Origin of the sequence: Qaidamihabitans albus (assembly GCF_016464705.1) — a bacterium.
GTDB classification, from domain to species: Bacteria; Actinomycetota; Actinomycetes; order Mycobacteriales; family Pseudonocardiaceae; genus Qaidamihabitans; species Qaidamihabitans albus.
In genome coordinates this window covers 22485-47595 of sequence record NZ_JAEHOB010000007.1, presented here as the reverse complement: position 1 = coordinate 47595, position 25111 = coordinate 22485, and the positions used below count along the sequence as shown (strand labels likewise).

General features: G+C 71.4%; 24 protein-coding genes and 1 pseudogene. 10 read left to right on the top strand and 15 right to left on the bottom strand.

The features are described 5' to 3' along the window. Positions 1-31 precede the first annotated feature (31 nt). The 3 genes from JAP66_RS15425 to ald form a co-directional block, all read right to left on the bottom strand. Positions 32-919 carry an ABC-2 transporter permease gene (locus JAP66_RS15425; RefSeq protein ID WP_199432676.1) on the bottom strand — a complete coding sequence of 296 codons (888 nt, stop codon included), beginning with the start codon at positions 917-919 and terminating at the stop codon, positions 32-34. Next, positions 919-1977 (bottom strand): ABC transporter ATP-binding protein, encoded by a 1059-nt coding sequence (locus JAP66_RS15420; protein ID WP_199432434.1) that lies wholly within the window; start codon positions 1975-1977, stop codon positions 919-921. The genes JAP66_RS15425 and JAP66_RS15420 overlap by 1 nt, the downstream gene beginning before the upstream one ends. A gap of 373 nt (positions 1978-2350) precedes the next feature. Further along, entirely contained in the window at positions 2351-3457 is a 1107-nt protein-coding gene (gene ald / locus JAP66_RS15415) for an alanine dehydrogenase (protein ID WP_199432433.1), read from the bottom strand. Positions 3458-3632: 175 nt separating this feature from the next. On the opposite strand from ald, the gene JAP66_RS15410 reads away from it, so the two are divergent. After that, a complete protein-coding gene (locus tag JAP66_RS15410; protein ID WP_199432675.1) occupies positions 3633-4592 on the top strand; it encodes a zinc-binding dehydrogenase in 960 nt (319 codons plus the stop codon). A gap of 4 nt (positions 4593-4596) precedes the next feature. On the opposite strand, the gene JAP66_RS15405 is transcribed toward JAP66_RS15410, so the two are convergent. From JAP66_RS15405 to JAP66_RS15395, 3 genes are read right to left on the bottom strand one after another with little or no spacing between them, the layout of a single operon-like run. Then, complete coding sequence (locus JAP66_RS15405; RefSeq protein WP_199432432.1) at positions 4597-6165, bottom strand: PucR family transcriptional regulator; 1569 nt, start codon at positions 6163-6165, stop codon at positions 4597-4599. Further along, complete coding sequence (locus tag JAP66_RS15400; RefSeq protein WP_199432431.1) at positions 6165-6611, bottom strand: VOC family protein; 447 nt, start codon at positions 6609-6611, stop codon at positions 6165-6167. Before JAP66_RS15400 ends, JAP66_RS15405 begins: the two co-directional genes overlap by 1 nt. After that, a complete protein-coding gene (locus tag JAP66_RS15395; RefSeq protein ID WP_199432430.1) occupies positions 6608-6964 on the bottom strand; it encodes a PadR family transcriptional regulator in 357 nt (118 codons plus the stop codon). The genes JAP66_RS15400 and JAP66_RS15395 overlap by 4 nt, the downstream gene beginning before the upstream one ends. A 62-nt stretch (positions 6965-7026) precedes the next feature. Here JAP66_RS15395 and JAP66_RS15390 point away from each other — a divergent pair, with 62 nt between their 5' ends. Then, positions 7027-7419 carry a VOC family protein gene (locus tag JAP66_RS15390; RefSeq protein ID WP_199432429.1) on the top strand — a complete coding sequence of 131 codons (393 nt, stop codon included), beginning with the start codon at positions 7027-7029 and terminating at the stop codon, positions 7417-7419. 40 nt (positions 7420-7459) lie between these two features. Here JAP66_RS15390 and JAP66_RS15385 read toward each other — a convergent pair whose 3' ends face one another. Together JAP66_RS15385 and JAP66_RS15380 are read right to left on the bottom strand one after the other, a co-directional pair. Then, entirely contained in the window at positions 7460-7963 is a 504-nt protein-coding gene (locus tag JAP66_RS15385; protein ID WP_199432428.1) for a hypothetical protein, read from the bottom strand. Positions 7964-8013: 50 nt separating this feature from the next. Continuing rightward, positions 8014-8607 carry an SACE_7040 family transcriptional regulator gene (locus JAP66_RS15380; RefSeq protein ID WP_199432427.1) on the bottom strand — a complete coding sequence of 198 codons (594 nt, stop codon included), beginning with the start codon at positions 8605-8607 and terminating at the stop codon, positions 8014-8016. 150 nt (positions 8608-8757) lie between these two features. Between JAP66_RS15380 and JAP66_RS15375 the strand changes: the two genes are divergently transcribed. From JAP66_RS15375 to JAP66_RS15345, 7 genes are all read left to right on the top strand, one after another. Beyond that, positions 8758-9552, top strand: coding sequence for an SGNH/GDSL hydrolase family protein (locus JAP66_RS15375; protein WP_199432426.1), 795 nt, complete (start codon positions 8758-8760; stop codon positions 9550-9552). Between the two features lie 118 nt (positions 9553-9670). After that, on the top strand, positions 9671-11284 hold the full coding sequence (locus JAP66_RS15370; RefSeq protein WP_199432425.1) for a carboxyl transferase domain-containing protein: 1614 nt from the start codon (positions 9671-9673) through the stop codon (positions 11282-11284). Between the two features lie 2 nt (positions 11285-11286). Then, positions 11287-13260, top strand: coding sequence for an acetyl-CoA carboxylase biotin carboxylase subunit (locus tag JAP66_RS15365; RefSeq protein ID WP_199432424.1), 1974 nt, complete (start codon positions 11287-11289; stop codon positions 13258-13260). Beyond that, positions 13257-14411 (top strand): acyl-CoA dehydrogenase family protein, encoded by a 1155-nt coding sequence (locus JAP66_RS15360; protein ID WP_199432423.1) that lies wholly within the window; start codon positions 13257-13259, stop codon positions 14409-14411. The genes JAP66_RS15365 and JAP66_RS15360 overlap by 4 nt, the downstream gene beginning before the upstream one ends. A gap of 64 nt (positions 14412-14475) precedes the next feature. Then, entirely contained in the window at positions 14476-15243 is a 768-nt protein-coding gene (gene map / locus JAP66_RS15355) for a type I methionyl aminopeptidase (protein ID WP_199432422.1), read from the top strand. A 91-nt stretch (positions 15244-15334) separates the two neighbouring features. Continuing rightward, on the top strand, positions 15335-16204 hold the full coding sequence (locus tag JAP66_RS15350; RefSeq protein WP_199432421.1) for an SDR family oxidoreductase: 870 nt from the start codon (positions 15335-15337) through the stop codon (positions 16202-16204). A gap of 58 nt (positions 16205-16262) precedes the next feature. After that, complete coding sequence (locus tag JAP66_RS15345) at positions 16263-17339, top strand: alpha/beta fold hydrolase (protein WP_199432420.1); 1077 nt, start codon at positions 16263-16265, stop codon at positions 17337-17339. Positions 17340-17371: 32 nt separating this feature from the next. Here the strand turns inward: JAP66_RS15345 and JAP66_RS15340 are convergent, their stop codons facing one another. Next, a complete protein-coding gene (locus tag JAP66_RS15340; protein WP_199432419.1) occupies positions 17372-17821 on the bottom strand; it encodes a MarR family winged helix-turn-helix transcriptional regulator in 450 nt (149 codons plus the stop codon). 94 nt (positions 17822-17915) lie between these two features. On the opposite strand from JAP66_RS15340, the pseudogene JAP66_RS15335 reads away from it, so the two are divergent. Beyond that, positions 17916-18990, top strand: a pseudogene (locus JAP66_RS15335) (epoxide hydrolase family protein). On the opposite strand, the gene JAP66_RS15330 reads toward JAP66_RS15335, so the two are convergent. From JAP66_RS15330 to JAP66_RS15305, 6 genes are all read right to left on the bottom strand, one after another. Continuing rightward, positions 18987-19304, bottom strand: coding sequence for a hypothetical protein (locus tag JAP66_RS15330; protein WP_199432418.1), 318 nt, complete (start codon positions 19302-19304; stop codon positions 18987-18989). The pseudogene JAP66_RS15335 and the gene JAP66_RS15330 overlap by 4 nt on opposite strands. A gap of 334 nt (positions 19305-19638) precedes the next feature. Next, the gene (locus JAP66_RS15325) at positions 19639-20289 is read right to left on the bottom strand and encodes a TetR/AcrR family transcriptional regulator (RefSeq protein ID WP_199432417.1); all 651 of its coding nucleotides are present in this window, start codon (positions 20287-20289) and stop codon (positions 19639-19641) included. Further along, the gene (locus JAP66_RS15320; RefSeq protein ID WP_199432416.1) at positions 20286-21107 is read right to left on the bottom strand and encodes an alpha/beta fold hydrolase; all 822 of its coding nucleotides are present in this window, start codon (positions 21105-21107) and stop codon (positions 20286-20288) included. The genes JAP66_RS15325 and JAP66_RS15320 overlap by 4 nt, the downstream gene beginning before the upstream one ends. 65 nt (positions 21108-21172) lie before the next feature. Further along, positions 21173-22384: an acyl-CoA dehydrogenase family protein gene (locus tag JAP66_RS15315; protein ID WP_199432415.1), complete on the bottom strand. Its 1212-nt coding sequence runs from the start codon at positions 22382-22384 to the stop codon at positions 21173-21175. 88 nt (positions 22385-22472) lie between these two features. Next, entirely contained in the window at positions 22473-23768 is a 1296-nt protein-coding gene (locus JAP66_RS15310) for an acyl-CoA dehydrogenase family protein (protein WP_199432674.1), read from the bottom strand. Positions 23769-23893: 125 nt separating this feature from the next. Then, positions 23894-25084 carry a TetR/AcrR family transcriptional regulator gene (locus JAP66_RS15305; RefSeq protein WP_199432414.1) on the bottom strand — a complete coding sequence of 397 codons (1191 nt, stop codon included), beginning with the start codon at positions 25082-25084 and terminating at the stop codon, positions 23894-23896. Between the last annotated feature and the right edge of the window lie 27 nt (positions 25085-25111).

Genomic DNA, 25111 nt, shown 5'->3' with positions numbered 1-25111 from the left:
ACTCGTGTGCGCACTCACGAGGCGTGGGTGGCTAGGTGATGTCCCTGCGCTGGTTGGCCGCCCACCCGCCGATGAAGAACACCATCGTCCAGGCGAGGAAGATCGCCGCCGACACCCACCACGCGAACGCTCCTGGCGCGCCCGCCGTGTACTGCAGCAGCCACTGCAGGTCCGAGTCGAGCTCGCCGGGCACGGACACGCCCGCCGCGCCGAACGCCTCCGCCCCGATGGCGCCCACGATCCCGTTCAGCGTGCCGTTCGGCAGGACCCCGCCGAGCCAGGTGATCCCCAGCCACGCGAAGCCGACGAACACCAGGACGTTCTCCACGACCAGCATCCAGATCGTGAGCGTGACCACGCTGCCGACGACGCTGTTCCACACGGCACCGACGCCGATCCCGAACAGGGTCGCCAGCACGGTTGCCAGCACGCCGGCACCGAGCACACCGAGCCACTGCCCGGCGCTGGGCAGGCCGCGCTCGTCCACGGTGAGCACGGTGCCCAGGCTCGCGGCCCCGACGATGACCACGCCGTACGCGGCGCCCCAAACGATGTAGGTGATCATCTTCGCGGTCAGCGCGGAGACGCGGTTCGGTGCGGTGAGGAACGTCGTCGTGATGGTCTTCTTGCTGTACTCGCCCGCTAAGGCGAACACGCCGAAGATGACCGGGAACATCGTGCCGATGTTCACCCCGTGCCCCAGCGCCAGCAGGCCGACCGGCAGCTCGCCGAGCTGGATTCCCAGCAGGGCCGCGAGCTCCTCCGCGTCGGAGCTGCCCAGGTAGTCGTTGAGGTCGTTGGTGATCGCGCCCCAGGCGAGCGCGAACAGGAACCCGAAGAGCACCGCGGGGATCATCAGGCCCCACCAGCTCTTGGTGGTCAGTGTCTTGCGGAACTCCGCCTTGACGAGGTTGCCCATCATCGCTGGCCTCCCCAGCCCTGTTGCGGCCCCGGCTGCTGCTGTGGTGGCGGTGGTGGCCCCCAGCCGCCCGGCGGCTGCTGCGGTGGTGGTGGTGGTGGGGGTGGCTGTTGCGGTGGTGGTGGCTGCTGGCCGTAGGGCAGCTGGCCCGCGCTGTACTGGCCGCTGGTGAGCTGGAAGAACAGCCGTTCCAGATCGGCCCGGTCCTCCTGCATGCCGTACACCGCGAGCCCCGCCTTCGCCGCGAGATCCCCGATCTGCTGCACGGTCGCACCGCTCACCGCGACCCGGCCGTCCTGCGTCGGCTCGATATGGGTGAAGCCTGCTTCCTGCAGGGCCTTCACCAGAGCGCCCGCGTCGGCGGGCTGCACGAGCACGCGCGAGGTCTGGCTGCTCCGGAGCTGGTCGAGCGAACCGTAGTACCGGGTCATCCCGGCGCTGATGATCACGACCTGGTCGATGGTCTGCTCGACCTCGGACAGCAGGTGGCTCGACACCAGCACGGTGCGGCCCTGCTGCGCGTAGGAGCGCAGGAACGTGCGCAGCCAGGCGATGCCCTCCGGGTCGAGGCCGTTCGCGGGCTCGTCGAGCACGAGTACCTGCGGGTCGCCGAGCAGCGCCGTCGCCAGCGCCAGCCGCTGGCGCATGCCGAGCGAGAAGTCACCGGCCTTGCGCTCGGCGGCCGAGGACAGCCCCACCAGCCCGAGCAGCTCGTCCGCGCGCTGGTCGGGCACGCCGATCGCGGCGGCGTACACGCGCAGGTGGTTGCGCGCGGTGCGCTTCGGGTGGAAGCCCTCGTTCTCCAGCACCGAACCGACCACCCGCGCCGGGTTGCCGAGCTGGTGGTGCTGCCTGCCGTTGATCGTCGCGATGCCCGCGGTCGGGGTGACGAGACCGAGCAGCATGCGCAGCGTCGTCGTCTTGCCTGCGCCGTTCGGCCCGAGGAATCCGGTGACCGAACCCGGCTCCACGGCGAAGCTCAGGTTCTGCACCGCCGTGACGGCACCGAACTGCTTGGTGAGGTTCTGCACCGCGATGCGGCCACTGCCGTCGTGCATGCCGCCCCCGTTCCCGCTCGCTGATCCGTCGTCGGCAGGCGCCATCCTGCCGTACCGGGTGGTGGGACGATCACGCGAGGGGCCGGGTCGCGCCGGCGGCCGTGGCGACCTGCGTCACGCGCCGCGGCGGGAATTCTCCCTGGCGCGGTAGACGGTGCGCGGCAACCTTTCCGGGCGCGGCTACCATTCACCGCGGATCCTTGGGAAATCACGATTCCGCCGGGTGGTGGGTGGACAAGTAATCCGGCCCCGTTGTGCCCCCCGACAAGCGAACTCGGAACCTATTACCTAAGCTGGTACACGGCGGCCCGCTCCCAGTGACCCCCAGGCTGGTTGAGCGGGCCGCCCCTTTCTTTCCGATCGGGTTTTTCGTTCAGCGCGGGACGGGGCTGTACTCCAGTCCGTGCGCGGCCGCCACTGGTTCGTTCGTCAGCGCGCCCGCATGGGTGTTCAGTCCCGCGGCGAGGCTCGCGTCACCGTCGAGCGCGTCGCGCCAGCCCCGCTCCGCGAGCTGGATCGCGTAGGGCAGCGTGACGTTGGTGAGGCCGTAGGTGGACGTCCTCGGCACGGCGCCGGGCATGTTGGCCACGCAGTAGAACACCGAGTCGTGCACGCGGTAGGTCGGCTCGTCGTGTGTGGTCGGCCGCGAGTCGGCGAAGCAGCCGCCCTGGTCGATCGAGATGTCGACGAGCACGCTGCCGGGCCGCATCCGCGCCACCAGGTCGCTGGACACGAGCTTGGGCGCCTTCGCGCCGGGCACGAGTACCGCCCCGATCACGAGGTCGGCCTCCAGCACGGAGTGTTCGAGGGAGAGGGCGTTCGACGTCACCGTGCGGATACGGCCGCCGAAGTCATGGTCGATCTGGCGCAGCCGGTCGACGTTCGTGTCGAGCACCTCGACGTCAGAGCCGAGACCGAGGGCGATCCGGGCGGCGTTGAGCCCGGCGACGCCACCGCCGATGACCACGACCCTGGCGGGGTGCACGCCGGGGACGCCGCCGGGCAGCACACCGCGGCCGCCGCTCGGCTTGAGCATCGCGTAGGCACCGACCTGCGGGGCGAGCCTTCCGGCGACCTCCGACATCGGGGCCAGCAGCGGCAGGGCGCCGTCGCTCGTCTGAACGGTCTCGTAGGCGATCGCGGTCGTGCCCGCGGCGAGCAGCGCTTCGGTCAGCGGGCGGTCGGCGGCCAGGTGCAGGTACGTGAACAGCACCTGATCGGCGCGCAGCCGCTCGTACTCCGCCGCGATGGGCTCCTTCACCTTCAGCACGAGCTCGCCCTCCGCCCAGGCTTCCTCCGCCGAGGCCAGGATCTTCGCGCCCGCGGAAAGGTACTCCTCGTCGCTGATGGCGGAGCCGACGCCCGCGTCGGTCTCGACGAAGACGTCGTGGCCGCGCTGAACCAGCTCGTGCACGCCGGCGGGGGTCAGCGCCACGCGGTACTCGTGCTTCTTGATCTCACGGGGGACGGCGATGCGCACGGCTGCCTCCTGCTGTCTGGTGCGGTGTCGCTGCCCACGGTGAACCACCCGGACGGCGGTGTCATCGTGGCGACAAGACAATGATGACCCGACCCGGTGGTCGGCGCAGGACAACGCCTTGACCTCTAGCATGGTCGAGGTTCCACCCTGGGTCGCACCGGCGGAAGGGATTCTCATGCGGGCGGTGTGGCTGAAGGAGTTCGGCGGGCCGGAGGTGCTCGTCACGGGTGAGGCGCCGGATCCGGTGCCGGGACCAGGGCAGGTGCTGATCGAGGTCGCCTTCGCCGGCATCACGTTCGTCGAGACGCAGTTCCGCCGCGCCGGGCGGGGACCTTTCGAGGTGGAGCCACCGCTCATTCCCGGAAACGGCGTCGGCGGTGTGGTCACGAGGGTCGGCCACGGCGCCGATCCGGCACTGGCGGGCAGGCGGGTGGTCAGCGGCCTCGGCGGCTCGGGCGGCTACGCGGAACGGGCGGTCGCGGACGCGGAGGCCGTCATCGAGGTGCCCGACGGCCTCGGTCTCGACAGCGCGGTCGCCCTGCTCGCGGACGGGCGCACCGCCACCATGCTCGTCCGCGGTGCCGGACTGGCCGGCGGGGAGCGGGTCCTCGTCGAGGCAGCCGCGGGCGGCGTGGGCACGCTGCTGGTGCAGCTCGCCCGCGCGGCCGGCGCGCTCGTCGTGGGGGTGGCGGGCGGGCGGCACAAGCTGGAGCTGGCCCATGAGCTCGGGGCAGAGGTGACGGCCGACTACCGCGAGCCCGGCTGGACCGAGCGAGTGCGCGACGCGGTCGGCGGCGTGGACCTGGTGTTCGACGCGGTGGGCGGCGAGACGGGACGGGCGGCGTTCGAGCTGCTCGGCCGGGGCGGGCGGTTCGTGTCCTACGGGCTCGCAGGCGGTGCGCCTGCCGCGATCCCCGGCGAGCTCGCCGCGGCCCGCGGGGTGAGTGTGAGCTGGGGTATCGGCGGACGACCGGCGGAGCTGCGGGCGTTCGCGAAGAGCGCGCTGGCCGAGGCGGCGGCCGGGCGGCTCCGGCCGGTGATCGGGCAGCGGTTTCCGCTCGAACGGGCGGCCGACGCGCACGCGGCGATCGAGTCACGGGCCACGGTAGGTAAAACGCTGCTCGAGGTGCTGTGAGGGCTCACGACCAGCGCACCGCGACGAGCTGGGTGAGCAGGGCGAGCCGGACGTCCGGCTCGTCGAGTTCCAGCGGCACCAGTTCGAGGAGCTTGCGCATCCGGTAACGCAATGTGTTGGGATGGATGCGCAGCGCCAGGGCCGCCGCCCGCGGATCGCCCGGATGCCGCAGCCATTCGTACAGCGTGTCCACGTACGCGGTGTCGTTGGCGGCGTCGTGCGCGCGGATCGCGCCAAGCGGGCCGAGTTCGGTGATCCGCGCGCCACCCGCTGCGGTCGCCGAACGGTGCAGTGCGAGGGCCGTCCACACCTCGTCGAAGCAGACGATCCGGCCGGGCAGCACACCGGAGCGCAGCAGCCCGAGTGCCTCGTCGGCCTCGGCCCGCGACCGGGCGAGGTCGGTGAGTGCGCGTGCGCTGCCCGCCGCGGCGCGCAGCTCCCCGGTCTTGCGCCCGGACGGGACCTCGTCCAGCGCGGCGCGCAGCTCGGGCCACGCGCCGGGGCCATGCTCGTCCGGCACGATCGCGTAGAGCAGGCCGCCGCTCTCGGCGGCGGCCGGGCGGCGGCCGATGCCCTGCGAGATCCGTTCGAGCAGCGCGAGCCGCAGCCCCTCGCCGTCGAGCGTCTCGCCGCCGGGCGTGTCCACCACGACGACCCGGTGCGGCTCGTCGGCGAGATCCAGCTCGGCGGCCGCCCTGCGCGGGCTCACCTCGCCGCGCAGCAGGGCGCGCAGCAGCTCCGCCGACGCGCGGCGCTGGACGTCGGCGTGTGCGCGGCGGCGCAGCAGGTGCAGCGCGACCACGGGCGCGGTGTCGGCGAAGGCGGCCGCGCGCTCGTCCGGGACCGGGCCGGAGACCACCGCCCACATGGACCCGAGCAGCTCGCCGCCCATCCGGATGGGCACGATGAGGCGTGGCAGGGTGCCGTCCCGCTGCGCCGGCACGAAGATCGTCTGCCGTCCGCGGGACAGCTCGCGGAACACACCACGCGAGCGAAAGCGGGCGAGCACGTCGTCCGGGATCCGCCGCCCCATGATCGTCGCCACGCGCGCGGAGTCGGTGAGGTCCTGGCGGGCCGAGTAGGCGAGCACGCGCGAGTTGGTGTCCTCGATGGTCACCGGCGCGTCGACCACCGAGGCCACCGCGTCGGCGAGCCGGAACAGGTCGCTCGCGGCCGGGTCGTCGCCGTTCTCCAGCGTCTCCGACTCGTCGGCGATTGCGTCGAGCACCGTGCGCAACAGCCATACCAGCTGTGCCCAGGACGTCGCGGCGTGCACCTCGACGAGGCCGATGCCCGCGCCGCGCGCCGCCCGCCGGATCCCGGGCTTGCGGGCCACCGGCGGCTTGAGCAGCACCGCCGCGGCACTGTGCTCGGCGCTGCCGCGCACCAGTTCGGTGGCCTCGGCGGCATCGGTGACGGCGACGCCGAGCACGAGGTCACCCGCCGCGAGGTGCCCGGGCGAGCCTGGCTCGGCGATCACGACGTCGGCCACGGCAGCGCAGTCCTCGGGCACGTGGACCGCGTGCAGCAGCGTGGGTCCCACGCGATCGACGACGGTGCGTACGGAGACCATCAGACCTCGTGCGGGGTGCGCGCGTCGATGTCGTCCGGCGTGTACTGCTCGCGCTTCGTGGTGAGCGCCCAGCGGTGCCCGGAGGGATCGACGACCCTCGCGTACCGCTCGCCGAAGAACATCTCCTGGATCGGCGACTCGACGGCCGCGCCGGCGAAGACGGCGCGCCGGAACAGGTCGTCCGGGTCGTGCGTCTCCAGCGTCAGCAACATCGGGGTGCCGCCGAGTGACGGTGGCGCGAGTGCGTCGAGTCGCGGGATCTCCTCGCTCACCAGCAGCCGGGCGTCGCCGACGGCGAGTTCCACGAACAGAACCGTGCCGTCGGGCAGCAGGTTGCGGAAGAGTTCCACGGCGCCGAACGCCTTGCGGTAGAAGGTCAGCGCGGCCGGCACGTCCTTGACGAACAGGTGTGGCACCAGCCCGATGGCGCGGCTCGGCCCGCTCACGCGCTCTTCTCCTGCCTGCTGAGGAGCCCGGCATCGGCCGCGGCGGCGGTCAGCCGTTCGAGTAGCCGGGCCTCCCGCGCGGCGACCTGCCTGCCGAGGCCGGTGAGCTGGTAGTAGCGGCGGCGCGCGTCGTGGGGCTCGTCCTCGCTCATGTCCGGAGCCTCCTCGACGAGACCGTCGGCGGCGAGGCGGGCCAGCGTGCGGTAGAGCGTGCCGGGGCCGAGTTGTACCGACCCGTCGGTGATCTCGCTGACGAAACCCATGATCCGGTAGCCGTGCGCGCGCCCCCTGGCGAGCGCCAGCAGGACCTGGAACGCCGCCGGGGTGAGCGGTGGCGGGTTGCCCTTCGCCATGCGCAGAGCATACACTCCGGTCTCGTTGTATCCGGGATGGATATATCTGAACTGGAGTTGTCATGGCTATTCGCGGCGTGAGCAAGGTGATCATCGGTGTGCGCGACCAGGACCGGGCGAGCAGGTTCTGGTCCGGGACCCTCGGCTTCGACGTCACCACGGACGCGTCCTACGGCGACGAGGGCAACCGGTGGGTCGAGGTGGCTTCGCCGGACGGCGCGACGGCGCTGATCCTGAGTGCGGACCCCGGCGACCTGTCCCGCTTCCCGGAGCGCGACGGCCTGCCCACGGTGAACTTCTTCCTCTACGCTGACGACATCGAGCGGACCTACGAGGAGCTGTCGGTGAAGGGCGTCGAGTTTCCCGCGCCGCCGACGAAGCAGCCGTGGGGCTGGTGGGCGATGTTCCTGGACCCAGAGGGGAACCGCTACGCGCTGCAGCCACGCGACTCGTGAGTGCGTAACAGTGTTCTAACTCGTGTCGGCACTCACGAGCTCAGTCGGCCATGGCTTCGGCGATCCAGTCGGTGACCGGCAGCCCGCGCTCGACGCACTCCGCGGACAGTCGCACGGTCCAGCGCAGGGCCTGGAGCACGAGGCTGTCCATCTCGTCCGGCTCGGCGCTGGCCAGGGCGATCTCCACCTGCTCCTCGGCCGCCTCGGTGTTGCCGTGGACCTCCGCGAGCAGGGTGCGGACTGCGGTGCGCACGGGCGGGTCGGCCTGGTCGATCGAGACCTCCTCGCCCTCGGCGTCGAACACCTGCACCTTCACCGGAGCGCTGCCGCCGTCCCCGAGCGTGCCGACCATCGCGCTGCACTCCGCGAAGAGCAGCAGCATCAGCTGCCGGGTCTCCGTCTGCCGCTGGTCGGGAGTGGCCGGGGCCAGCTCGTCGATCGCCTCGGCGTCGTCGCCGAGGCGCATCGCGACGAGTGCGCGCTGCGCCTTCCCGACGAGCCTGCTCCGCTCGTCCTCGCTCCGTTCGGGGTGCACGGTGCCCATCAAACACCAGGACCGGCCGAATTGGTGCCGCCCGTCCGGGGCAGGCGAGCTCAGCGAGCCGCCCGCAGCGCGCCGAGCGCCAGCCGTTGCAGCAGCGGGGCGAGTTCGTCGTCGGGCAGGTGCCTGCTGTGCGGGGTGGAGTTGATCAGCCCGAACACCGCGTGTGCCGCCGACCGGGCGTGCGCCTGGTCCAGTCCGGGCACGGCGGCCCGGATCGCACGTACCCACACCTCGACGTAGCGCCGTTGCAGCGCCCGCACCTGCCTGCGGTCGGTGTCGGCGAGGTTGGCGAAGCTGCGCTCCTGCACCGTGATCAGCGCCGGGTGGGTGAGCGCGAAGTCGACGTGGAACCGGACGAGCGCCGCGAGCACCTCGTCGGGGCCGCCGTCGTGCTCGGCGTGCGACTCGCCGCCTGCGAGCAGGTACTCGCTGATGGACGTCAGCATCTCGCCGAGCATCGCGTCCTTGCTCCGGAAATGCCGGTACAGCGCCGGGCCGGAGATGCCGACCGCCGCGCCGATGTCGTCGATTCCCACGCCGTGGAACCCGTGCTGCGCGAACAGTTCGGCGGCCGCGATGAGGATCTGCCCGCGCCGACCGGACTTCTCGCCGTTCGCGAGCGGGGTGGTGGGAGTCGATGGCACCGCGACAGTCTACGGCGGATGTGTTAGCGCTCGCTAACACATCCGCCGTTCGGCCTGGTCCGGTCGGGTCATCTCGCTTCACACGGGTTTTACGTTGGCCGCCCACCTGGTAATGGTTCTTCTGGTCAGCAGTCAACAGAGGGGGCCGCCATGACCCGACCGGCACTCCGTTACCTGGCAACGATCATGGTCGCCTCGCTGGCATTGCTCGGTGGTGCCGCCGCCGCGAGCGCGGCCCCGGCCGAGATCAACTACGTCGCGCTCGGCGACTCCTACTCCTCGGGTACGGGCGCAGGGGACTACGGCGACTCGGGTGGCTGCCGGCGCAGCGCCAACTCCTACCCGCGGCTGTGGGCGGACTCCCACGACGTCGCGGACTTCGACTTCGCCGCCTGTTCCGGCGCGCGCACGTCCGACGTGCTCGCACAGGCCGCCGCGCTCGGTGCCGGAACCACCTTCGCCACCGTGTCGGTCGGCGGGAACGACGCCGGCTTCACCGACGTGATGATCGACTGCACGGTCGGTGGCGACCAGACGTGCGTCAACCGTGTCGAGGAGGCCAAGACGTTCGTGCGCAACGTGCTGCCCGCCCGGCTCGACAACGTCTACGCCACCATGCGTGCGAACGCGCCGAACGCCGAGATCGTCGTGCTCGGCTACCCGCGCTTCTACGAGCTCGACGGATCGTGCAACGCCGGGCTGAGCGAGAAGAAGCGCGCGGCGATCAACTCCGGCGCCGACACGCTCGCGGAGGTCACCGCACAGCGGGCCGCCGCCGCCGGGCTCACCTTCGTCGACGTCCGCGGCCCCTTCACCGGGCACGGCATCTGTTCGAGCGACTGGTGGCTGCACAGCCTCACCTGGCCGGTGGAGAACTCCTACCACCCCAATGTCCGCGGGCATGCCCTCGGCTACCTGCCCGCACTGGAGACGGTGACCGGCTGACTGCCCGGCCGGCGACTCTCGTATCCGCTGGACACGATGGTTAGCGCTCGCTAACATCTCGCATCGTGTTAACGCCTGCTAACCTGTCGGGGTAGCCGCGCGGATGACGAGGGAGGCCATGGACACACCAGCGCTGACCAGCTTGGTCGACACGCATGGCGAGGCATACGCCCGCAACGCCGGCGCGCACGGCGAGCTGGTGGAGGATCTCCGCAAACGCTTGGCCGCGGCGCGGCTCGGCGGCTCCGAGAAGGCGCGTGCCCGTCATGTGGAACGCGGCAAGCTGCTGCCGAGGGATCGCGTGGACGCGCTGCTCGACCCGGGCTCGCCGTTCCTGGAGCTTTCTCCGCTGGCCGCGACCGGCCTCTACGACGACGAGGCGCCGTCGGCCGGAATCATCACCGGCATCGGCAGGGTGTCCGGGCGCGAGTGCGTCGTCGTCGCCAACGACGCCACCGTCAAGGGCGGCACCTACTACCCGATGACGGTGAAGAAGCACCTCCGCGCGCAGGAGGTGGCGCTGCACAACAACCTGCCGTGTGTGTACCTGGTCGACTCGGGGGGCGCGTTCCTGCCCCGCCAGGACGAGGTCTTCCCGGACCGTGAGCACTTCGGGCGCATTTTCTACAACCAGGCCACGATGTCCGCGCGCGGCATCCCGCAGATCGCCGCCGTGCTCGGCTCGTGCACGGCGGGTGGCGCCTACGTTCCCGCGATGAGCGACGAGGCGGTGATCGTGCGCAACCAGGGCACGATCTTCCTGGGCGGGCCACCACTGGTGAAGGCGGCGACGGGCGAGGTCGTCACGGCCGAGGAACTCGGCGGCGGGGACGTGCACGCCCGCTCCTCCGGGGTCACCGACCACCTCGCGGCCGACGACGCGGACGCGCTGCGCATCGTCCGCTCGATCGTGTCGACGCTCGGCCCGCGCGCGCCCCGGCCGTGGGACGTGCTGCCCGCCGAGGAACCCGCCCACGATCCGCGCGAGATCTACGGCGTGGTGCCGACCGACTCCCGCACGCCGTACGACGTGCGGGAGGTCATCGCCCGGCTCGTCGACGGCAGCCGGTTCGCCGAGTTCAAGAAGGAGTACGGCGCGACGCTGGTGACCGGCTTCGCGCGGATTCACGGCCACCCGGTCGGGATCATCGCGAACAACGGCGTCCTGTTCGCCGAGTCGGCCATGAAGGGCGCGCACTTCATCGAACTGTGCGACAGGCGCTCGATCCCGTTGCTGTTCCTGCAGAACATCACCGGTTTCATGGTCGGGAGGGACTACGAGGCCGGCGGGATCGCCAAGCACGGCGCGAAGATGGTCACCGCGGTCGCATGCGCCAGGGTGCCGAAGCTGACCGTGATCATCGGCGGGTCGTTCGGCGCGGGCAACTACTCGATGTGCGGACGCGCCTACTCGCCCCGGTTCCTGTGGATGTGGCCGAACGCGCGTATCTCCGTGATGGGCGGCGAGCAGGCGGCCTCCGTGCTCGCCACCGTCCGGCGGGACACGTTCGAGGCCCGCGGCGAGGAGTGGCCCGCCGAGGAGGAGGAGCGGTTCAAGGAGCCGATCCGCGACCAGTACGAGCACCAGGGCAGCCCGTACTACTCGACCGCGCGGCTGTGGGACGACGGCGTCATCGATCCGGCCGACACGCGCACGGTGGTCGGCCTGGCGCTGTCCGCGGCGGCGAACGCGCCCTTGGAACCCGTCGGCTACGGCGTCTTCAGGATGTGAGCATGTTCGACACAGTGCTGGTCGCCAACCGTGGCGAGATCGCGGTCCGCATCATCGGCACGCTGCGCCGGATGGGGATCCGCTCGGTGGCCGTCTACAGCGACGCGGATGCCGAGGCCCGGCACGTGCGCGAGGCCGACACGGCCGTCCGCATCGGCCCGGCCGAGGCGGCGCGCAGCTATCTGTCCATTCCGGACATCGTGCGGGCCGCTGTGGCGACGGGCGCGCAGGCGGTGCACCCCGGCTACGGCTTCCTGGCGGAGAACGCCGAGTTCGCGCACGCCTGCGCGGAGGCGGGCCTGGTGTTCGTCGGCCCGCCGGTGAGCGCGATCGACGCGATGGGCGACAAGATCCGCGCCAAGGCCACGGTCTCCGCTGCGGGCGTTCCGGTCGTTCCCGGGAAGTCCGACATCGACGACTTCGCCGCCGCCGCGGCCGAGGTCGGCTACCCGGTACTGCTCAAGCCCTCGGCCGGAGGTGGCGGCAAGGGCATGCGGCTGGTGCACTCGGCCGGGGAGCTGTCCGCCGCCGTCGAGTCGGCGCAGCGCGAGGCCCGCGGCGCCTTCGGTGACGACCGGCTGCTCGTCGAGCGGTTCGTCACCGACCCGAGGCACATCGAGATCCAGGTGCTCGCCGACGGCCAGGGCAACGTGATCCACCTCGGCGAGCGCGAGTGCAGCCTGCAACGGCGGCACCAGAAGATCGTCGAGGAGGCGCCGTCCGCGCTGCTCGACGAGCGCACGCGCGTGCGGATGGGTGCCGCCGCCGTGGATGCCGCGCGTTCGGTCGGCTACGTCGGCGCGGGAACGGTGGAGTTCATCGTGTCCGCCCGCGACGCCGAGGAGTTCTTCTTCATGGAGATGAACACGCGGCTGCAGGTCGAGCATCCGGTGACCGAGCTGGTGACCGGAATCGACCTGGTCGAGTGGCAGCTGCGGGTCGCGGCCGGGCAGGCACTCTCGCTCACTCAGCGAGACGTGCGCCTCGACGGGCACGCGGTGGAGGCCCGCGTCTACTCCGAGGACCCGGCCAGGGGCTTCGTGCCCACCGGTGGCACCGTGCTCGACGTCGCCGAGCCGGCCGGCGCCGGTGTCCGGGTCGATTCCGGCATCCAGCGGGATGCCGTGGTCGGCTCCCACTACGACCCGATGCTCGCGAAGGTCATCGCGTGGGGACCGGACCGGGCGGTCGCGCTGCACCGGCTCGACCGCGCCCTCGCCGAGACCGCGGTGCTCGGCGTGCACACCAACGTCGCCTTCCTGCGCGCGCTCGTGCGGGATGCCGACGTCCGGGCCGGCCGGCTCGACACCGGGCTGGTCGAGCGAAAGGTGGCCGAACTGGTCGCGGGCGCGGTGCCGGGGGACTTCTTCGTCGCGGCCGCGCTGGACCGGTTGCTGGACCTGCAACCCGAGGGCCCGGTCATCGACCCCTGGGACGTGCCGAGCGGCTGGCGGCTCGGTGCGCGCGGCAGCGTGACGTTCCGGCTGCGGGCCGGCGACACCGAGTCCTTGGTGCGGGTCGAGGGCCTGGCCGGTGACGCACTGGTGAGTGTGGACGGCGCGGAGCCGGTCGCGGTGTCGGCACGGCGGCACGGCCGGGACCTCGAGGTGCGCGGCGCAGGGGAGTTTCGCCGCTACCGCCGGGCACAGGCCCCCGACGGCACGCTGTGGCTCGCCGGGGAGGGGCACTGCGCGGCGATCGGTGAGCGGCCGAACCTGCTCGCCACCCACGCGGAGTCCACCGAGGCCGGTCCCGTCACCAGCCCCATGCCGGGCACCGTGCTGGTGGTCAAGGTGGCGCGCGGCGACGCGGTAGCCGCCGGGACCCCGCTGCTGGTCGTCGAGGCGATGAAGATGGAGCACACCATCACCGCGCCGGTCGACGGCATCGTCACCGAACTCCACGTCCAGGCGGGCCAACAGGTCGCGCTGGACGAACCCCTTGCCCAAGTCAGTGCGGAGGAGCACACCTCATGATCGACTTCAGGCTGGACGACGAGTACGAGGCGCTGCGCAAGACCGTTCAGGACTTCGCGCAGGCCGAGGTCGCTCCGGTGATCGGCGGCTACTACGAACGCGAGGAGTTCCCGTACGACCTCGTCGCGCAGATGGGCCGGATGGGCCTGTTCGGCCTGCCGTTCCCCGAGGAGCACGGCGGTATGGGCGGCGACTACTTCGCGCTGTGCCTCGCGCTGGAGGAACTGGCGAGGGTCGACTCGTCGGTGGCGATCACCCTGGAGGCCGGGGTGTCGCTCGGGGCGATGCCGATCCACCGTTTCGGAACGGATGCGCAGCGCCGGGAGCACCTGACGGCCCTCTGCTCCGGCGAGGCGCTCGGCGCGTTCGGGCTGACCGAGCCCGGCGGCGGGTCCGACGCCGGTGCCACCCGCACCACGGCGCGGCTCGACGGCGGCGAGTGGGTGCTCAACGGGAACAAGGCGTTCATCACGAACTCGGGCACCGACATCACCCGGCTCGTCACGGTGACCGCGGTCACCGGCCGGAAGCCGGACGGGCGCAAGGAGATCTCCACGATCATCGTGCCCTCCGGGACGCCGGGCTTCACCGTCGCGCCGAAGTACTCGAAGGTGGGCTGGAACGCCTCCGACACGCATGAGCTTTCCTTCGACGACTGCCGCGTCCCGGAGGCGAACCTGCTCGGCGAGCGCGGTCGCGGCTACGCCCAGTTCCTCTCCATCCTGGACGAGGGCCGCATCGCGATCGCCGCGCTGAGCGTCGGGCTGGCGCAGGGCTGCGTCGACGAGTGCCTGCGTTACGTCGGCGAGCGGGAGGCCTTCGGCCACAAGATCGGTGCCTACCAGGCGATCCAGTTCAAGATCGCGGACATGGAGACCCGGGTGCATACGGCGAGGCTCGCCTACTACCAGGCGGCCGCGAAGATGCTGCGCGGCGAGCCGTTCAAGAAGGAGGCCGCGATCGCGAAGCTCGTCTCGTCCAACGCGGCGATGGACAACTCCCGCGAGGCCACGCAGATCTTCGGCGGCTACGGCTTCATGAACGAGTTTCCGGTCGGCCGGTTCTACCGCGACGCGAAGATCCTGGAGATCGGCGAGGGCACCAGCGAGGTACAGCGGATGCTGATCGCGCGGGAGCTCGGCCTGGACTGACCACGACGCGGGAGCTGTGATAGATATACCGGTATAACTATCCCTGATTCCTGGAGTCGTCGTCGTGATCGAACTCAAGAGCGCCGGTGAGCTGGACGCAATGCGGCTGGCCGGGAAGGTGGTCGCCACGGCGTTGCGCGCCGTTGCGGCGGGTGCGGCGGTGGGCACGTCGTTGCGGGAACTGGACGAGATCGCGGCGGGAGTGCTCGCCGACGCGGGTGCCCGGTCGTCGTTCCTGCATTACCAGCCCGGCGGCGCGCCGAGCCCCTTCCCGGCGGTGCTGTGCACGAGCGTGAACGACGCGGTGGTGCACGGCATCCCGAACGGCTACCGGCTGCGCGACGGCGACCTGCTCAGCATCGACTTCGGGGCCGAGGTCGACGGCTGGCACGGGGACGCGGCGACCAGCTTCGTCGTCGGTACCGCGGATCAGCGCGACCTCGACCTCATCGCGGTCACCGAGCGGGCGCTGGCCGCCGGTATCGATGCCGCCCGGCCGGGCAACCGGCTCGGCGACATCGGGCACGCCATCGGCGGCATCGGGCGGGCCGCCGGTTACGGCCTGCTCGCCGACCACGGCGGGCACGGCATCGGGCGGGCGATGCACGAGCCGCCGAGCGTGCCCAACGAGGGAGTCGCGGGCAAGGGTCTGCGGCTGCGTCCCGGCATGGTGCTCGCGATCGAGCCGATGCTGGTCGCGGGTGGTGGCGACTCCTACCGGCCGGCCGAAGACGGCTGGACACTGTGCACCTTCGACGGGAGCAGGGCCGCGCATGCCGAGCACACGGTCGCGGTCACGAGCGACGGACCGCGGGTCCTCACGACCGAGTGACACGCCAGGGCTGGCGTCACGGGGTGATACACGGCACCATGTCCTAGTTGGCAACATGCCAATACAGGGAGCCGACGAGAGGAGCCCCGGCATGGGCAGGCAGCCACGCTCACTGCGAGGCAAGGTCATCGTGATCACCGGAGGTGCGCAGGGCATCGGCGCCGCGATGGCGGACGCGCTGGTTCGCCGGGGCGCGCACGTGGCCCTCGGCGACCTCGATCTGGTCCGGGCCGAGAAGACCGCGGGCGAACTGGGCGCCGACACGCTCGCCCTGCCGCTCGACGTCACCGACCCCGCAGGGTTCACCGCGTTCCTCGACGAGGTCGAGCGGCGGCTCGGGCCGATCGACGTGCTGATCAACAACGCCGGGATCATGCCGCTCTCGCCGATCGACGAGGAGGACGACGCCTCGACCCGGCGGCAACTGGAGATCAACCTGCACGCCGTCATCCACGGCACCCGGGAGGCGGTGCGGCGGATGCGCCCGCGCGGCAGCGGGCACATCGTCAACGTCGCTTCGATGGCGGGTAAGGCCGGCTTCCCGGGCGCGGCCACCTACTGCGCCACCAAGCACGGCGTGGTAGGGCTGTCCGAGGCGGTCCATCTCGAACTGCGCGGCAGCGGGGTGGACGTGTCGTGCGTCATGCCGGCGGTCGTGCGGACGGAGCTCGCCAGCGGGCTCGGCGAGGCCAGGATGATCAGGTCGGTGCGGCCGGAGGATGTCGCGGCGGCGACCGTGCACACGCTGCACCACCCGCGGTTCGACGTCTTCGTGCCGAAGTCGCTGGATGCCACGAACCGGATCACCCGGCTGTTCCCGCGCAGGGTCAGCGAGTGGGTGATCCGGGCGCTCGGCGGCGACCGGCTGCTGGCCTCCGCCGCGCACTCGGCCGAACGCGCGGAGTACGAGGCACGTGCCGCGGAGAGCGCGCCGAGGGTGAACCGGTCACAGACCGGTTGAGTGCCGGCTCCCCCCCGGGAGAGGATCCTTCCTGGAGCACCAGTGCAGGGAGGCATGGATGACGGCACCACCGGCAAGGCTCGCGGCCGCGGCGTCCAACGTGGTCGCGAAGGTTCTGCGCGGCGGTGTGGCAGACCTGCGACCGGTGCCGAGGGCACTCATCGACCAGGGGCCCAACCGGTCGGTATACCGGATGACCGGCACGGGCGGGACCAGGCCGTCCGGGCCGCCGGTGCTGCTGGTGCCGCCGCTCGCCGCGCCCGCGCTGTGCTTCGACCTGCGCAGGGGGTGCAGCCTCGCCGAGCACCTCGTCGAGGGCGGCAGGCCCACCTATCTCGTCGACTACGGGAACGTGGCCTTCTCCGACCGCAGGCTCGGGGTCGAGCACTGGATCGACGACGTGCTGCCCAGGGCGATCCGCAAGGTCAGTGCCGACGCGGGCGGCCGGCGGGTGCACGTCGTCGCGTGGTGCCTCGGCGGCATCTTCTCCCTGCTGGCCACCGCCGACCAGCCCGACCTGCCGGTGGAGTCGGTCACCACGATCGCCTCGCCGTTCGACTTCACCGCGATCCCGCTGGTCGCGCCGTTCCGGCCGTTGATCGACCTCACCGGCGGGTACCTGCTCACACCGTTCTACCGCGCACTGGGCGGCGCGCCGTCGTACCTGGTCACCCAGGTGTTCCGCGCCACCGGGATCAACAAGGAGATCACCAGGCCGCTGGCGGTACTGAAGAACCTCGACGACCGCGACTTCCTGGCGCAGATCGAGGCCGTGGACCACTTCATGGACAACATGGCCGCGTATCCGGGGCGGACGTTCGGGCAGCTCTACCACCGGTTCTTCCGGGCCAACGACCTCGCCGAGGGAAGCGTGGACCTCGGTGGACGGATCATCTCGCTGTCCGGGGTGAAGGTGCCGACGCTGGTGATCGCGGGGGAGAACGACACGATAGCGCCGCGGCCCGCCGTCGAGCGGCTCGTCGGCCTGCTGGAGAACGCGCCGGACGTGCGCTTCGAGTCGGCCCCCGGCGGCCACCTCGGCGTCCTGACCGGCCGCCGCGCCCGTGCGACGACGTGGCGTTACCTGGACGGCTTTCTGGACGACCAGACCAGCCGCGCCGGGCAAGCCTTGTGAGTGCCTAGCCGAGTTCTAACTCGTGTGGCCACTCACGAGCTGTGGTGCGCCAGCAGGCGAGCCAGCAGCCCGGTGAGCTGGTCACGTTCCGCCGGGGCGAGCGGGTGGAGCAGCTCGTCCTGAATCCTGGCCAGCTGCCGGTCCAGCTGCCGGAGCCGGCGCCTTCCGGCGGGCGTGATCGAGATGATGTTCCGTCGCCGGTCGTCCGGATCGGGCGCGCGTTCGACGAGCCGCTGGGCGGCGAGTGCGTTGAGAGCGGCGACGACATCGCTGAAGTGGATGCCGCTGCGGCGGCCGAGTGCAGCCTGGCTCGCCGGCCCGAACTCGTCCAGCGTCGCCAGCAGGCGGAAGTCGTAGCCGCGGGCCTCGATCTCCGCGAGCCCCTCGCTCACCAGCCGGTGCGCCTGCGCGGCCGTCTGGGTCAGCAGCCAGCTCGGTAGCCGCGCCAGCCGGGCGGGCGCCGCGTCCCCGTGGGAATCCATGGGAAGAAGTCTAGCCAATCCGTTGGCCACACTAACGATCGGCGACTATCGTTGGCCGCACTAATGTTAGTCGGACGAACGATTAGGAGCTACCATGATCGAGTCCTTTCGCATCGACATCCCCCAGGCCGACCTGGACGACCTCACCGACCGGCTCGCCCGGACCCGCTGGCCGGACGAGTTGCCCGGCGCCGGATGGGACTACGGCATCCCGCTGCACCGGGTCAGGGAGCTGGCGGAGTACTGGCAGCAGGAGTACGACTGGCGAGAGCAGGAGGCCGCCCTCAACGAGTTTCCGCAGTACGTCACCGAGATCGACGGTCAGACCGTCCACTTTCTGCACGTGCGCTCCACCGACCCCGGCGCGCTGCCGCTCATCCTCACGCACGGCTGGCCCGGTTCCGTCGTGGACTTCCTCGACGTGATCGGTCCACTCTCCGAGGACTTCCATCTCGTGATTCCGTCGATCCCCGGCTTCGGCTTCTCCGGTCCGACCCGCGATCGCGGCTGGGACTTGCATCGGGTCGCGCGTGCCTGGGCCGAGCTGATGCACCGGCTCGGCTACCGCAGATACGGCGCTCAGGGTGGCGACTGGGGTTCGGGTATCTCGCGTGCGCTCGCAGCCGTGGCCCCGGAGCACGTCGTCGGCGTGCACCTCAGCTACCTGCCCACCCGGCCCGTACCCGGCGCGGAACTCGTACTGTCCGAAGACGACACCGCCCGGCTGGAACGGATCAAGGCGTACGCCGCCCAGCGGCCCGGCTACATGGTGTTACAGGCAACCAGGCCGCACCTACGCGCTGACCGACTCACCGGTCGGGCAGCTCGCCTGGATCGCCGAGAAGTTCGCCGAGTGGACCGATCCGCGGTCCAGCATCAGCGTGGACCGGCTGCTCACGAACGTCATGCTGTACTGGCTGACCGGCACCGCGGGCTCCTCGGCACGGCTCACCCGCGAGAGCGCGTTCGGCGAAGCCCTGCCCTGCCCCTCGCCGGTCGGCGTGGCCGTCTTCGCGCACGACATCACCCTGTCCGTACGCCCGCTCGCCGAGCGGATGCTCACCATCACGCACTGGACCGAGTTCGACCGGGGCGGCCACTTTCCCGCGCTGGAGGTACCCGGGCTGTTCGCCGGTGACGTGCGGGCCTTCTTCGCCGGGCTCCGCTAAGTCGCGCCGTCCAGCCGGCCGGCCCGCAGCCACAGGGCGAGTGCGATGGCCCAGCCGCCGATCACCGCGGTGGCGAGCGGGAGAAGCAGGAACAGCTCGCGCCACAGCAGAGCCATGGCCGGGACGGAGACGAGGAGGAGCCCGCCGAGCACGGCGGGCAACACGCGGGGACGGTGGTGGGCGGCCAGCAGCGGAGCGGCCGCGACCGCGACAGCGGCCGGCGCGAGCAGCCCGACCGGGCTGCCTGCCGACAGCAGGCTCAGCAGTGGCCAGCCCAGAGCGGGCAGCGCGGTGACGGCGAGGGCCAGCCACATGCGTGCCGCGACATCCGGTGGAGGGTGTCGGCGTCGGCGCGGTGGCCGGTGCGGAGTGCCAGAACGGCCAATGTCGCAAGGGCGAGCACGCCGCCGCCGGCCGATGCCGGAATCAGGTATCCGACGCCGTCCCGGCACGTGCCCGGAGCCGGTCCGCAGCCGACGCGGGTCTGCCGCAGCAGACTGGCGGTCGCCGCCGCCCCGGCCACCGCGGCGGCCGCCGCCGCGAGCGCGAAGGAGACGTATCGAGACGAGAGTTCCTCACGGGGAAGCCGGAGCCGCTCTGCCATGGGCCCATGATTCCCAGTTCGCACGGGTGCGTCCAGCGACCGGTTCAGCGGGCGACTTGCTCGTCCAGCTCCCGGCACAGGTCGGCGAACGCCTGCTTGCCCGCCGCGACGGCACCGGGGCCGGCAGGGGCCTCGGCGTACTCGGTCAGCATCGCGGCGAACATGTCCATCGAGGCGGGTGACGGGCTGTCGCCGCCCAGCACCGGAGCCGCCGCCACCAATCCGACGGAGAGCACGGCCATCGTCTCGCCCAGCGCCTTCGCGTCGATGCCGGGACGGACCAGCCCAGCGCGCTGCATGTGCTCGACGAACTCACGTCCCAGCACGAGCCGTGGCGCGTACCGGGGCGCACCGTGACGGCGCAGCATGCCGCCGAGGACGTCGGCGTCGCGGGTGTAGAGCGCGCGCATGAGCGGGCGGGCGAGCAGTTCGTCGATCGCGTGCCAGTGGATGCGGGAGAGCCGGCCGCCCTCGGGATCGTCGTCCACCCGGGACCGCACCGCGGTGAGGTAGGCGCGGAACTCCCATCTGACCAGTGCCTCGAACAGCTCCCGCTTGCTCCGGAACTCGAGGTACACCGAACCCTTGGACACCGCGGCCTCGCGGGCGATGTCGTCGATCGTGGTCTTGCCCGCGCCGAACCGGAGGAGCAACCGCCCCGCCGCGCCGAGGATGCGCTCCGCTCGCTCGCTCATGCCGGTTCGCCCGCGGGGTAGTGAACGCTCAGGAAGTCGAGCAGTGTCTCGTTGAACCACTCCGAGTTGTCCTGGTTCGCGTTGTGCCCGGCATCCGGGACGATCTCGTAGCGGCACCGTGGCTCCCGCGCCGCCCAGCGGGGTGCGGTCCGCGCGACGTTGCCGGTCCGGTCCTGGTCGCCGTGGCAGAGCAGCAGCGGTTGCCCGATCCGGTAGCCGGGCTCGGGGTGAATGGCTCCGCCGACCGCGCGCCAGACGGCGACGAACTCGTCCTTGGCGAGCTGCCGTGCCGCGTCGAGGGCGTACTCCTGTGCGCGCGGGGTCACCGCCGTGCGCCGGGCGATGAGGCGGCGCAGGTGACCGTCGGGCCACAGGCGGAACATCAGCGGTGACGCGGCCAGTGCCCACCGCTCCCAGCGGGGGATCGGCAGGGTGGCGCAGGTCGAGCCGATGACGACGAGGGCGGCGACCCGTTCGGGCCGGGTGAACACGATGTCCTGCGCGATGTAGCCGCCGAGCGACTGCCCGGCCAGGCACACCGGGCCGGGCTCGCCGACCTCGTCGAGTACGGCGAGCAGGTCTCCGGACATGTCCCCCACGGAGATCGGCAGCGCGCCGAGCGGTTTCGACCGGCCGTGGCCGCGCGCGTCCCAGGTCAGCGTGCGGTAGCCGGCATTGGTCAGCGCGGGGACCTGCTCGTCGAACATGCGGTGGTCCATCGATGCGCCGTGACTGAACACCACGAGCGACCCACCGGCGGGGCCGTCCAGCCAGTAGTGCAACCGCGACCCGGCCCGCTCGACCACGCCAGTGCTCATCACCGCCTCCTCGGTACGCGTTGACCAAATTAGCAAATCCAGTCAACCGGTACCGAAGAGGCGGGCTACTTCAACTCCGCGCTCGCCTTCCCGAGCAGCTTGCGGGCGACGATCAACTGCTGGATCTGCTGGGTGCCCTCGAAGATGTCCAGGATCTTCGCGTCCCGGCTCCACTTCTCCAGCAGCAGATCCTCCGTGTAGCCGAGCGTCCCGGCCAGCTCGACGCAGCGCAGCGTGATGTCCACGACCGAGCGGCCCGCCTTCGCCTTCGCCATCGAGGCGTGCAGCGAGTTCGGCTTGCGGTTGTCCGCCATCCACGCCGACTCCAGCGTCAGCAGGTACGCGGCCTCGTAGTCCGCCTCCAGCTGCAGGTAGGCGGCGGCCGCGGCGTGCTGGGAGTTCGCCGGCTTGTCGTAGTCGACGGTGACGCCCGCCTCGGCGAGAATGCGCGCGGTCTCCTCCAGTGCCGCCCTGGCCACGCCGATCGCCATCGCGGCCACCAGCGGGCGGGTGTTGTCGAAGGTCTGCATGACCCCGGCGAAACCCTTCTTGGTGTCGATCTCCGGGGTGCCGAGCAGATTCTCCTTGGGCACGCGGCAGTTCTCGAAGCGCAGCACCGCCGTGTCCGACGCGCGGATGCCGAGCTTGTGCTCCAGCCGGACCACCTCGAAGCCCGGCGTGCCCTTCTCCACGACGAAGGACTTGATCGCGGCGCGGCCCTTGCTCCTGTCCAGCGACGCCCAGACAACGACGGCGTCCGCCCGCTGGCCCGCGGTGACGAAGATCTTCTCACCGTTGAGCACGTACTCGTCGCCGTCGAGCTCCGCGGTCGCGGTGATGGCAGCCGAGTCGGAGCCGCAGCCCGGTTCGGTGATCGCCATCGCGGCCCAGAGGCCGGCGAAGCGCTCCAGCTGCTCGTCGTTGGCCACCGAGGCGATCGCGGCGTTGCCGAGTCCCTGCCTCGGCATGGAGAGCAGCAGCGCCACGTCGCCCCAGCACATCTCGATCGTGCCGAGCACGGTGCTCAGGTTGCCGCCGTTGCGGTTTCCGTTCGACTTCCCGTCGTCGTCACCTCGGCGGACACCGGATGCGCCCGCGCCGCCCTCGCCGGAGCCGTTCAGCCCGTCGAGCAGTGCCGCGAACATGTCCAGCTCGGACGGGTAGGCGTGCTCCGCGCGGTCGTACTTGCGGGAGATGGGCCGGAAGACCTCGGCCGCCGCCTGGTACGCCTGGTTGACGAGCGCACCGGCCTTCTTCGGAGGTTCCAGGTTGATCATGGTGACCCTTCGCGATGGTCGTGAGTGCGTACGCGAGTTCTAACTCGGGTGGCCACTCACGAGGCGGGTGGCTGGGTGGCTGGGTGGGTTATGGGAGGAGGACGCCTTCGAGGACGCCGATGGCACGCAGGTCGCGGTACCAGCGCTCGACCGGGTGCTCCTTGACGAAGCCGTGCCCGCCGAGCAGCTGCACACCGGCGCTGCCGATCTGCATCCCCTTGTCCGTCGCCAGCTTGCGGGCCAGCGCCACCTCGCGGGCGAACGGCTTGCCCTGTTCCGCCCTGGCCGCCGCGCGCAGCGTGACCAGCCGCATGCCCTCCAGCTCGATCCCGATGTCGGCGACCTGGAACGCGACGCCCTGGCGGTGGCTGATCGGCTCGCCGAAGGCCTGCCGCTCGTTCACGTACGGGACGACGTAGTCGAGCACGGCCTTCGCCGTGCCGCACGCCAGCGCCGCCCAGCCCAGCCGGGACAGCCGCACCAGCTCGGTGAACGTCTCGGCCGAACCGCCGCCGAGCAGCGCCGAGCCGGGCAGCGACACCTTGTCCAGATGGAGCCTTCCGGTCGCCGCGCCGCGCAGCCCCATCGCGGGCTCCGGTTCGATCGTCACGCCCGCCGTCGACGACTCCACGATGAACAGCGCGGGTCCACGGCCTTCGAGGTCGGCGGAGACGATGAACAGCTCAGCCTCGGCGGCACGCGGCACGAGCGACTTCACGCCGTCGAGCTGGTAGCCCTTCGGGGTACGCCGGGCACGGGTGGCCGGCTTGAACGGGTCGTACAGCGCCTTGCGCTCCTGCACCGCGAGTGCGGCGGCGGGCACGTTGTCGCCCACGAACGCGGGCAGGTACGTCGCCTGCTGGTGCTCGTCGCCCCACTGCACGAGCGCCGTGCTCACCGCGGACGGGGCGAGCACGGCCACGGCCAGGCCCATGTCGCCGTGCGCGAGCGCCTCCCCGACAAGCACGTTGGTCACCACGGACCGCTCCGTGCCGATCCCGCCCAACTCCTCGGGGATACCGACGAGCGTCACGCCGAGCTCGGCCGCCCTGCTCAGCAGCCCGTCCGGCGGCGCAAGCTTGGCGTCCGCCTCGGCCGCGGCCGGCCGCAGCTGCTCGGCCGCGAACTCGCCGACGGTGTCCACGATCATCTGTTGCTCTTCGCCGGGCGCCAGGTCGAACAGCCCGGTGTCGGGCGCGGGCGCCGGCCTGGCCGGCCCGCCCAGCCGCTGAGCTGCCTTGAACGTCCGGCCCGCCGCTCCGGCGGCGCGGAAGCCGTTGCGGGTGGCCGCCGAGACGAGGTTCTCGACCGGCCCGCGCAGTCCGACGCGGTCGAGCGTCCTGGTCCCGGCCAGCTTGGTCAGCGCGGCCAGGCCGACGCCCATCGCGTCGCGCCTCCGCTGCGGTGTCTCTTGGCCCACGGCTCTCCCCTCACATACCTACTCGTGAGTAGGTTAGCGTGTCCGGAGTTCCCGCGCCAGTACGGCCGGGCTGTCGCCGATGGCGCGACCTACGAGATGTCCAGTACCGCCGTCATCAGCGTGAGCAGCTCGGCGTCCAGGTTCGGCCGCGCGTTGACGCGCCGGGTGCGGGCCAGGTCGTTGGCGATCGTCAGCGCCGCGTGCGCGGTGATCTTCGCTTCCCTGTGGTTCAGCTCGGGGTGCACGGTACCGAGCAGGCGCACCCACTGGGCGACGTAGTCCCGCTGGATCCGCAGCAGCTCCGCCTTGTCCCGCTCGTCGATGTGCACGCGGTCCACCGAGAACGACACCAGCAGTTCGGGTGAGCCGGTGAGTGTCCGGACATAGGACTCGGCGAGCCTGCGCAGCGCCTCCCGCTCGTCCCGCGGCGCGCTCGTGCGCAACGCGTGGTCGGCGCCCAGGGCGAGCCGGTCGGCTGCGCGCCGCCCGATCGCCCCGAGCAGGCTCGCCTTGCTCGGGAAGTGCCGGTAGACGCTCGGCCCGGCGATACCGGCCGCCTTGCCGATGTCCTCCATGCTCACCGCGTGGAAGCCGCGCTTCTGGAACAGCTCGGTCGCCGCGGTGAGCAGTTCCTCGCGGCGGGACCGCCCGCCGAGCGTGGGCAGTGGCGGCTCCGGCGACGGCGCGGCCTCCGGCTCTGGCAGGGTGGCGTGCACCACACGCAGTGCGATGTCCACGAGCAGCTGCCCGAAGCGCCGCTTGGCGACGCTGGTGTGGTGCACCGATACGCTGCCGAACACGGACAGCCCCGCCCAGCACAGCAGTTCGGCGTCCTCGGCCGCCAGCTCGCCGCGCAGGTTCAGCAGGACCTTGGTCCACATGGCGAGCATCGCCGAGGACCGTTGCCGGATCGCGCGCTGCGTCTCCCGGTCCAGATGCCGCCCCTCCCAGCGCCACAGCGCGGCCACCTCGCGGCGCTCGACCGACTTCGTCGCGAGCCGCGTGAGCAGGGCGTGGACCTGGGCGGGTGTCGGCTCCGCGTCCGCGAGCGCGCTCGCCGTCGCCGCCTCCATCTCCTCGATGCCGGCGAGCAGCACGTGGGCGAGGATGGCCTGCTTGTCGGCGAAGTGCCGGTACAGGGCGGGCCCCGTGACGCCGGCCGCCGCCGCTATGTCGTTGATGCCGACGCCGTGGTAGCCGCGGGCGCGGAAGAGCTCGGAGGCGACGGCGGCGATCTGGTGTCGCCGGTCACGAGGGCGCTTGGTTCTCGGCTGGTCCATAGGTGAGCCCACAATAGCGGCTGTTGA

What these genes read in the sequence shown, in the direction of transcription:
- JAP66_RS15315 (WP_199432415.1), bottom strand. Translation starts at nt 22,384, where the DNA reads ATGATCAACCTGGAACCTCCGAAGAAGGCCGGTGCGCTCGTCAACCAG.
- JAP66_RS15365 (WP_199432424.1), top strand. Translation starts at nt 11,287, where the DNA reads ATGTTCGACACAGTGCTGGTCGCCAACCGTGGCGAGATCGCGGTCCGC.
- JAP66_RS15390 (WP_199432429.1), top strand. Translation starts at nt 7,027, where the DNA reads ATGGCTATTCGCGGCGTGAGCAAGGTGATCATCGGTGTGCGCGACCAG.
- JAP66_RS15325 (WP_199432417.1), bottom strand. Translation starts at nt 20,289, where the DNA reads ATGAGCGAGCGAGCGGAGCGCATCCTCGGCGCGGCGGGGCGGTTGCTC.
- JAP66_RS15405 (WP_199432432.1), bottom strand. Translation starts at nt 6,165, where the DNA reads ATGGTCTCCGTACGCACCGTCGTCGATCGCGTGGGACCCACGCTGCTG.
- JAP66_RS15395 (WP_199432430.1), bottom strand. Translation starts at nt 6,964, where the DNA reads ATGGCGAAGGGCAACCCGCCACCGCTCACCCCGGCGGCGTTCCAGGTC.
- JAP66_RS15330 (WP_199432418.1), bottom strand. Translation starts at nt 19,304, where the DNA reads ATGTGGCTGGCCCTCGCCGTCACCGCGCTGCCCGCTCTGGGCTGGCCA.
- JAP66_RS15340 (WP_199432419.1), bottom strand. Translation starts at nt 17,821, where the DNA reads ATGGATTCCCACGGGGACGCGGCGCCCGCCCGGCTGGCGCGGCTACCG.
- JAP66_RS15350 (WP_199432421.1), top strand. Translation starts at nt 15,335, where the DNA reads ATGGGCAGGCAGCCACGCTCACTGCGAGGCAAGGTCATCGTGATCACC.
- JAP66_RS15410 (WP_199432675.1), top strand. Translation starts at nt 3,633, where the DNA reads ATGCGGGCGGTGTGGCTGAAGGAGTTCGGCGGGCCGGAGGTGCTCGTC.
- JAP66_RS15345 (WP_199432420.1), top strand. Translation starts at nt 16,263, where the DNA reads ATGACGGCACCACCGGCAAGGCTCGCGGCCGCGGCGTCCAACGTGGTC.
- JAP66_RS15370 (WP_199432425.1), top strand. Translation starts at nt 9,671, where the DNA reads ATGGACACACCAGCGCTGACCAGCTTGGTCGACACGCATGGCGAGGCA.
- JAP66_RS15385 (WP_199432428.1), bottom strand. Translation starts at nt 7,963, where the DNA reads ATGGGCACCGTGCACCCCGAACGGAGCGAGGACGAGCGGAGCAGGCTC.
- JAP66_RS15425 (WP_199432676.1), bottom strand. Translation starts at nt 919, where the DNA reads ATGGGCAACCTCGTCAAGGCGGAGTTCCGCAAGACACTGACCACCAAG.
- JAP66_RS15360 (WP_199432423.1), top strand. Translation starts at nt 13,257, where the DNA reads ATGATCGACTTCAGGCTGGACGACGAGTACGAGGCGCTGCGCAAGACC.
- JAP66_RS15320 (WP_199432416.1), bottom strand. Translation starts at nt 21,107, where the DNA reads ATGAGCACTGGCGTGGTCGAGCGGGCCGGGTCGCGGTTGCACTACTGG.
- JAP66_RS15420 (WP_199432434.1), bottom strand. Translation starts at nt 1,977, where the DNA reads ATGCACGACGGCAGTGGCCGCATCGCGGTGCAGAACCTCACCAAGCAG.
- JAP66_RS15305 (WP_199432414.1), bottom strand. Translation starts at nt 25,084, where the DNA reads ATGGACCAGCCGAGAACCAAGCGCCCTCGTGACCGGCGACACCAGATC.
- JAP66_RS15375 (WP_199432426.1), top strand. Translation starts at nt 8,758, where the DNA reads ATGACCCGACCGGCACTCCGTTACCTGGCAACGATCATGGTCGCCTCG.
- JAP66_RS15310 (WP_199432674.1), bottom strand. Translation starts at nt 23,768, where the DNA reads ATGGGCGTCGGCCTGGCCGCGCTGACCAAGCTGGCCGGGACCAGGACG.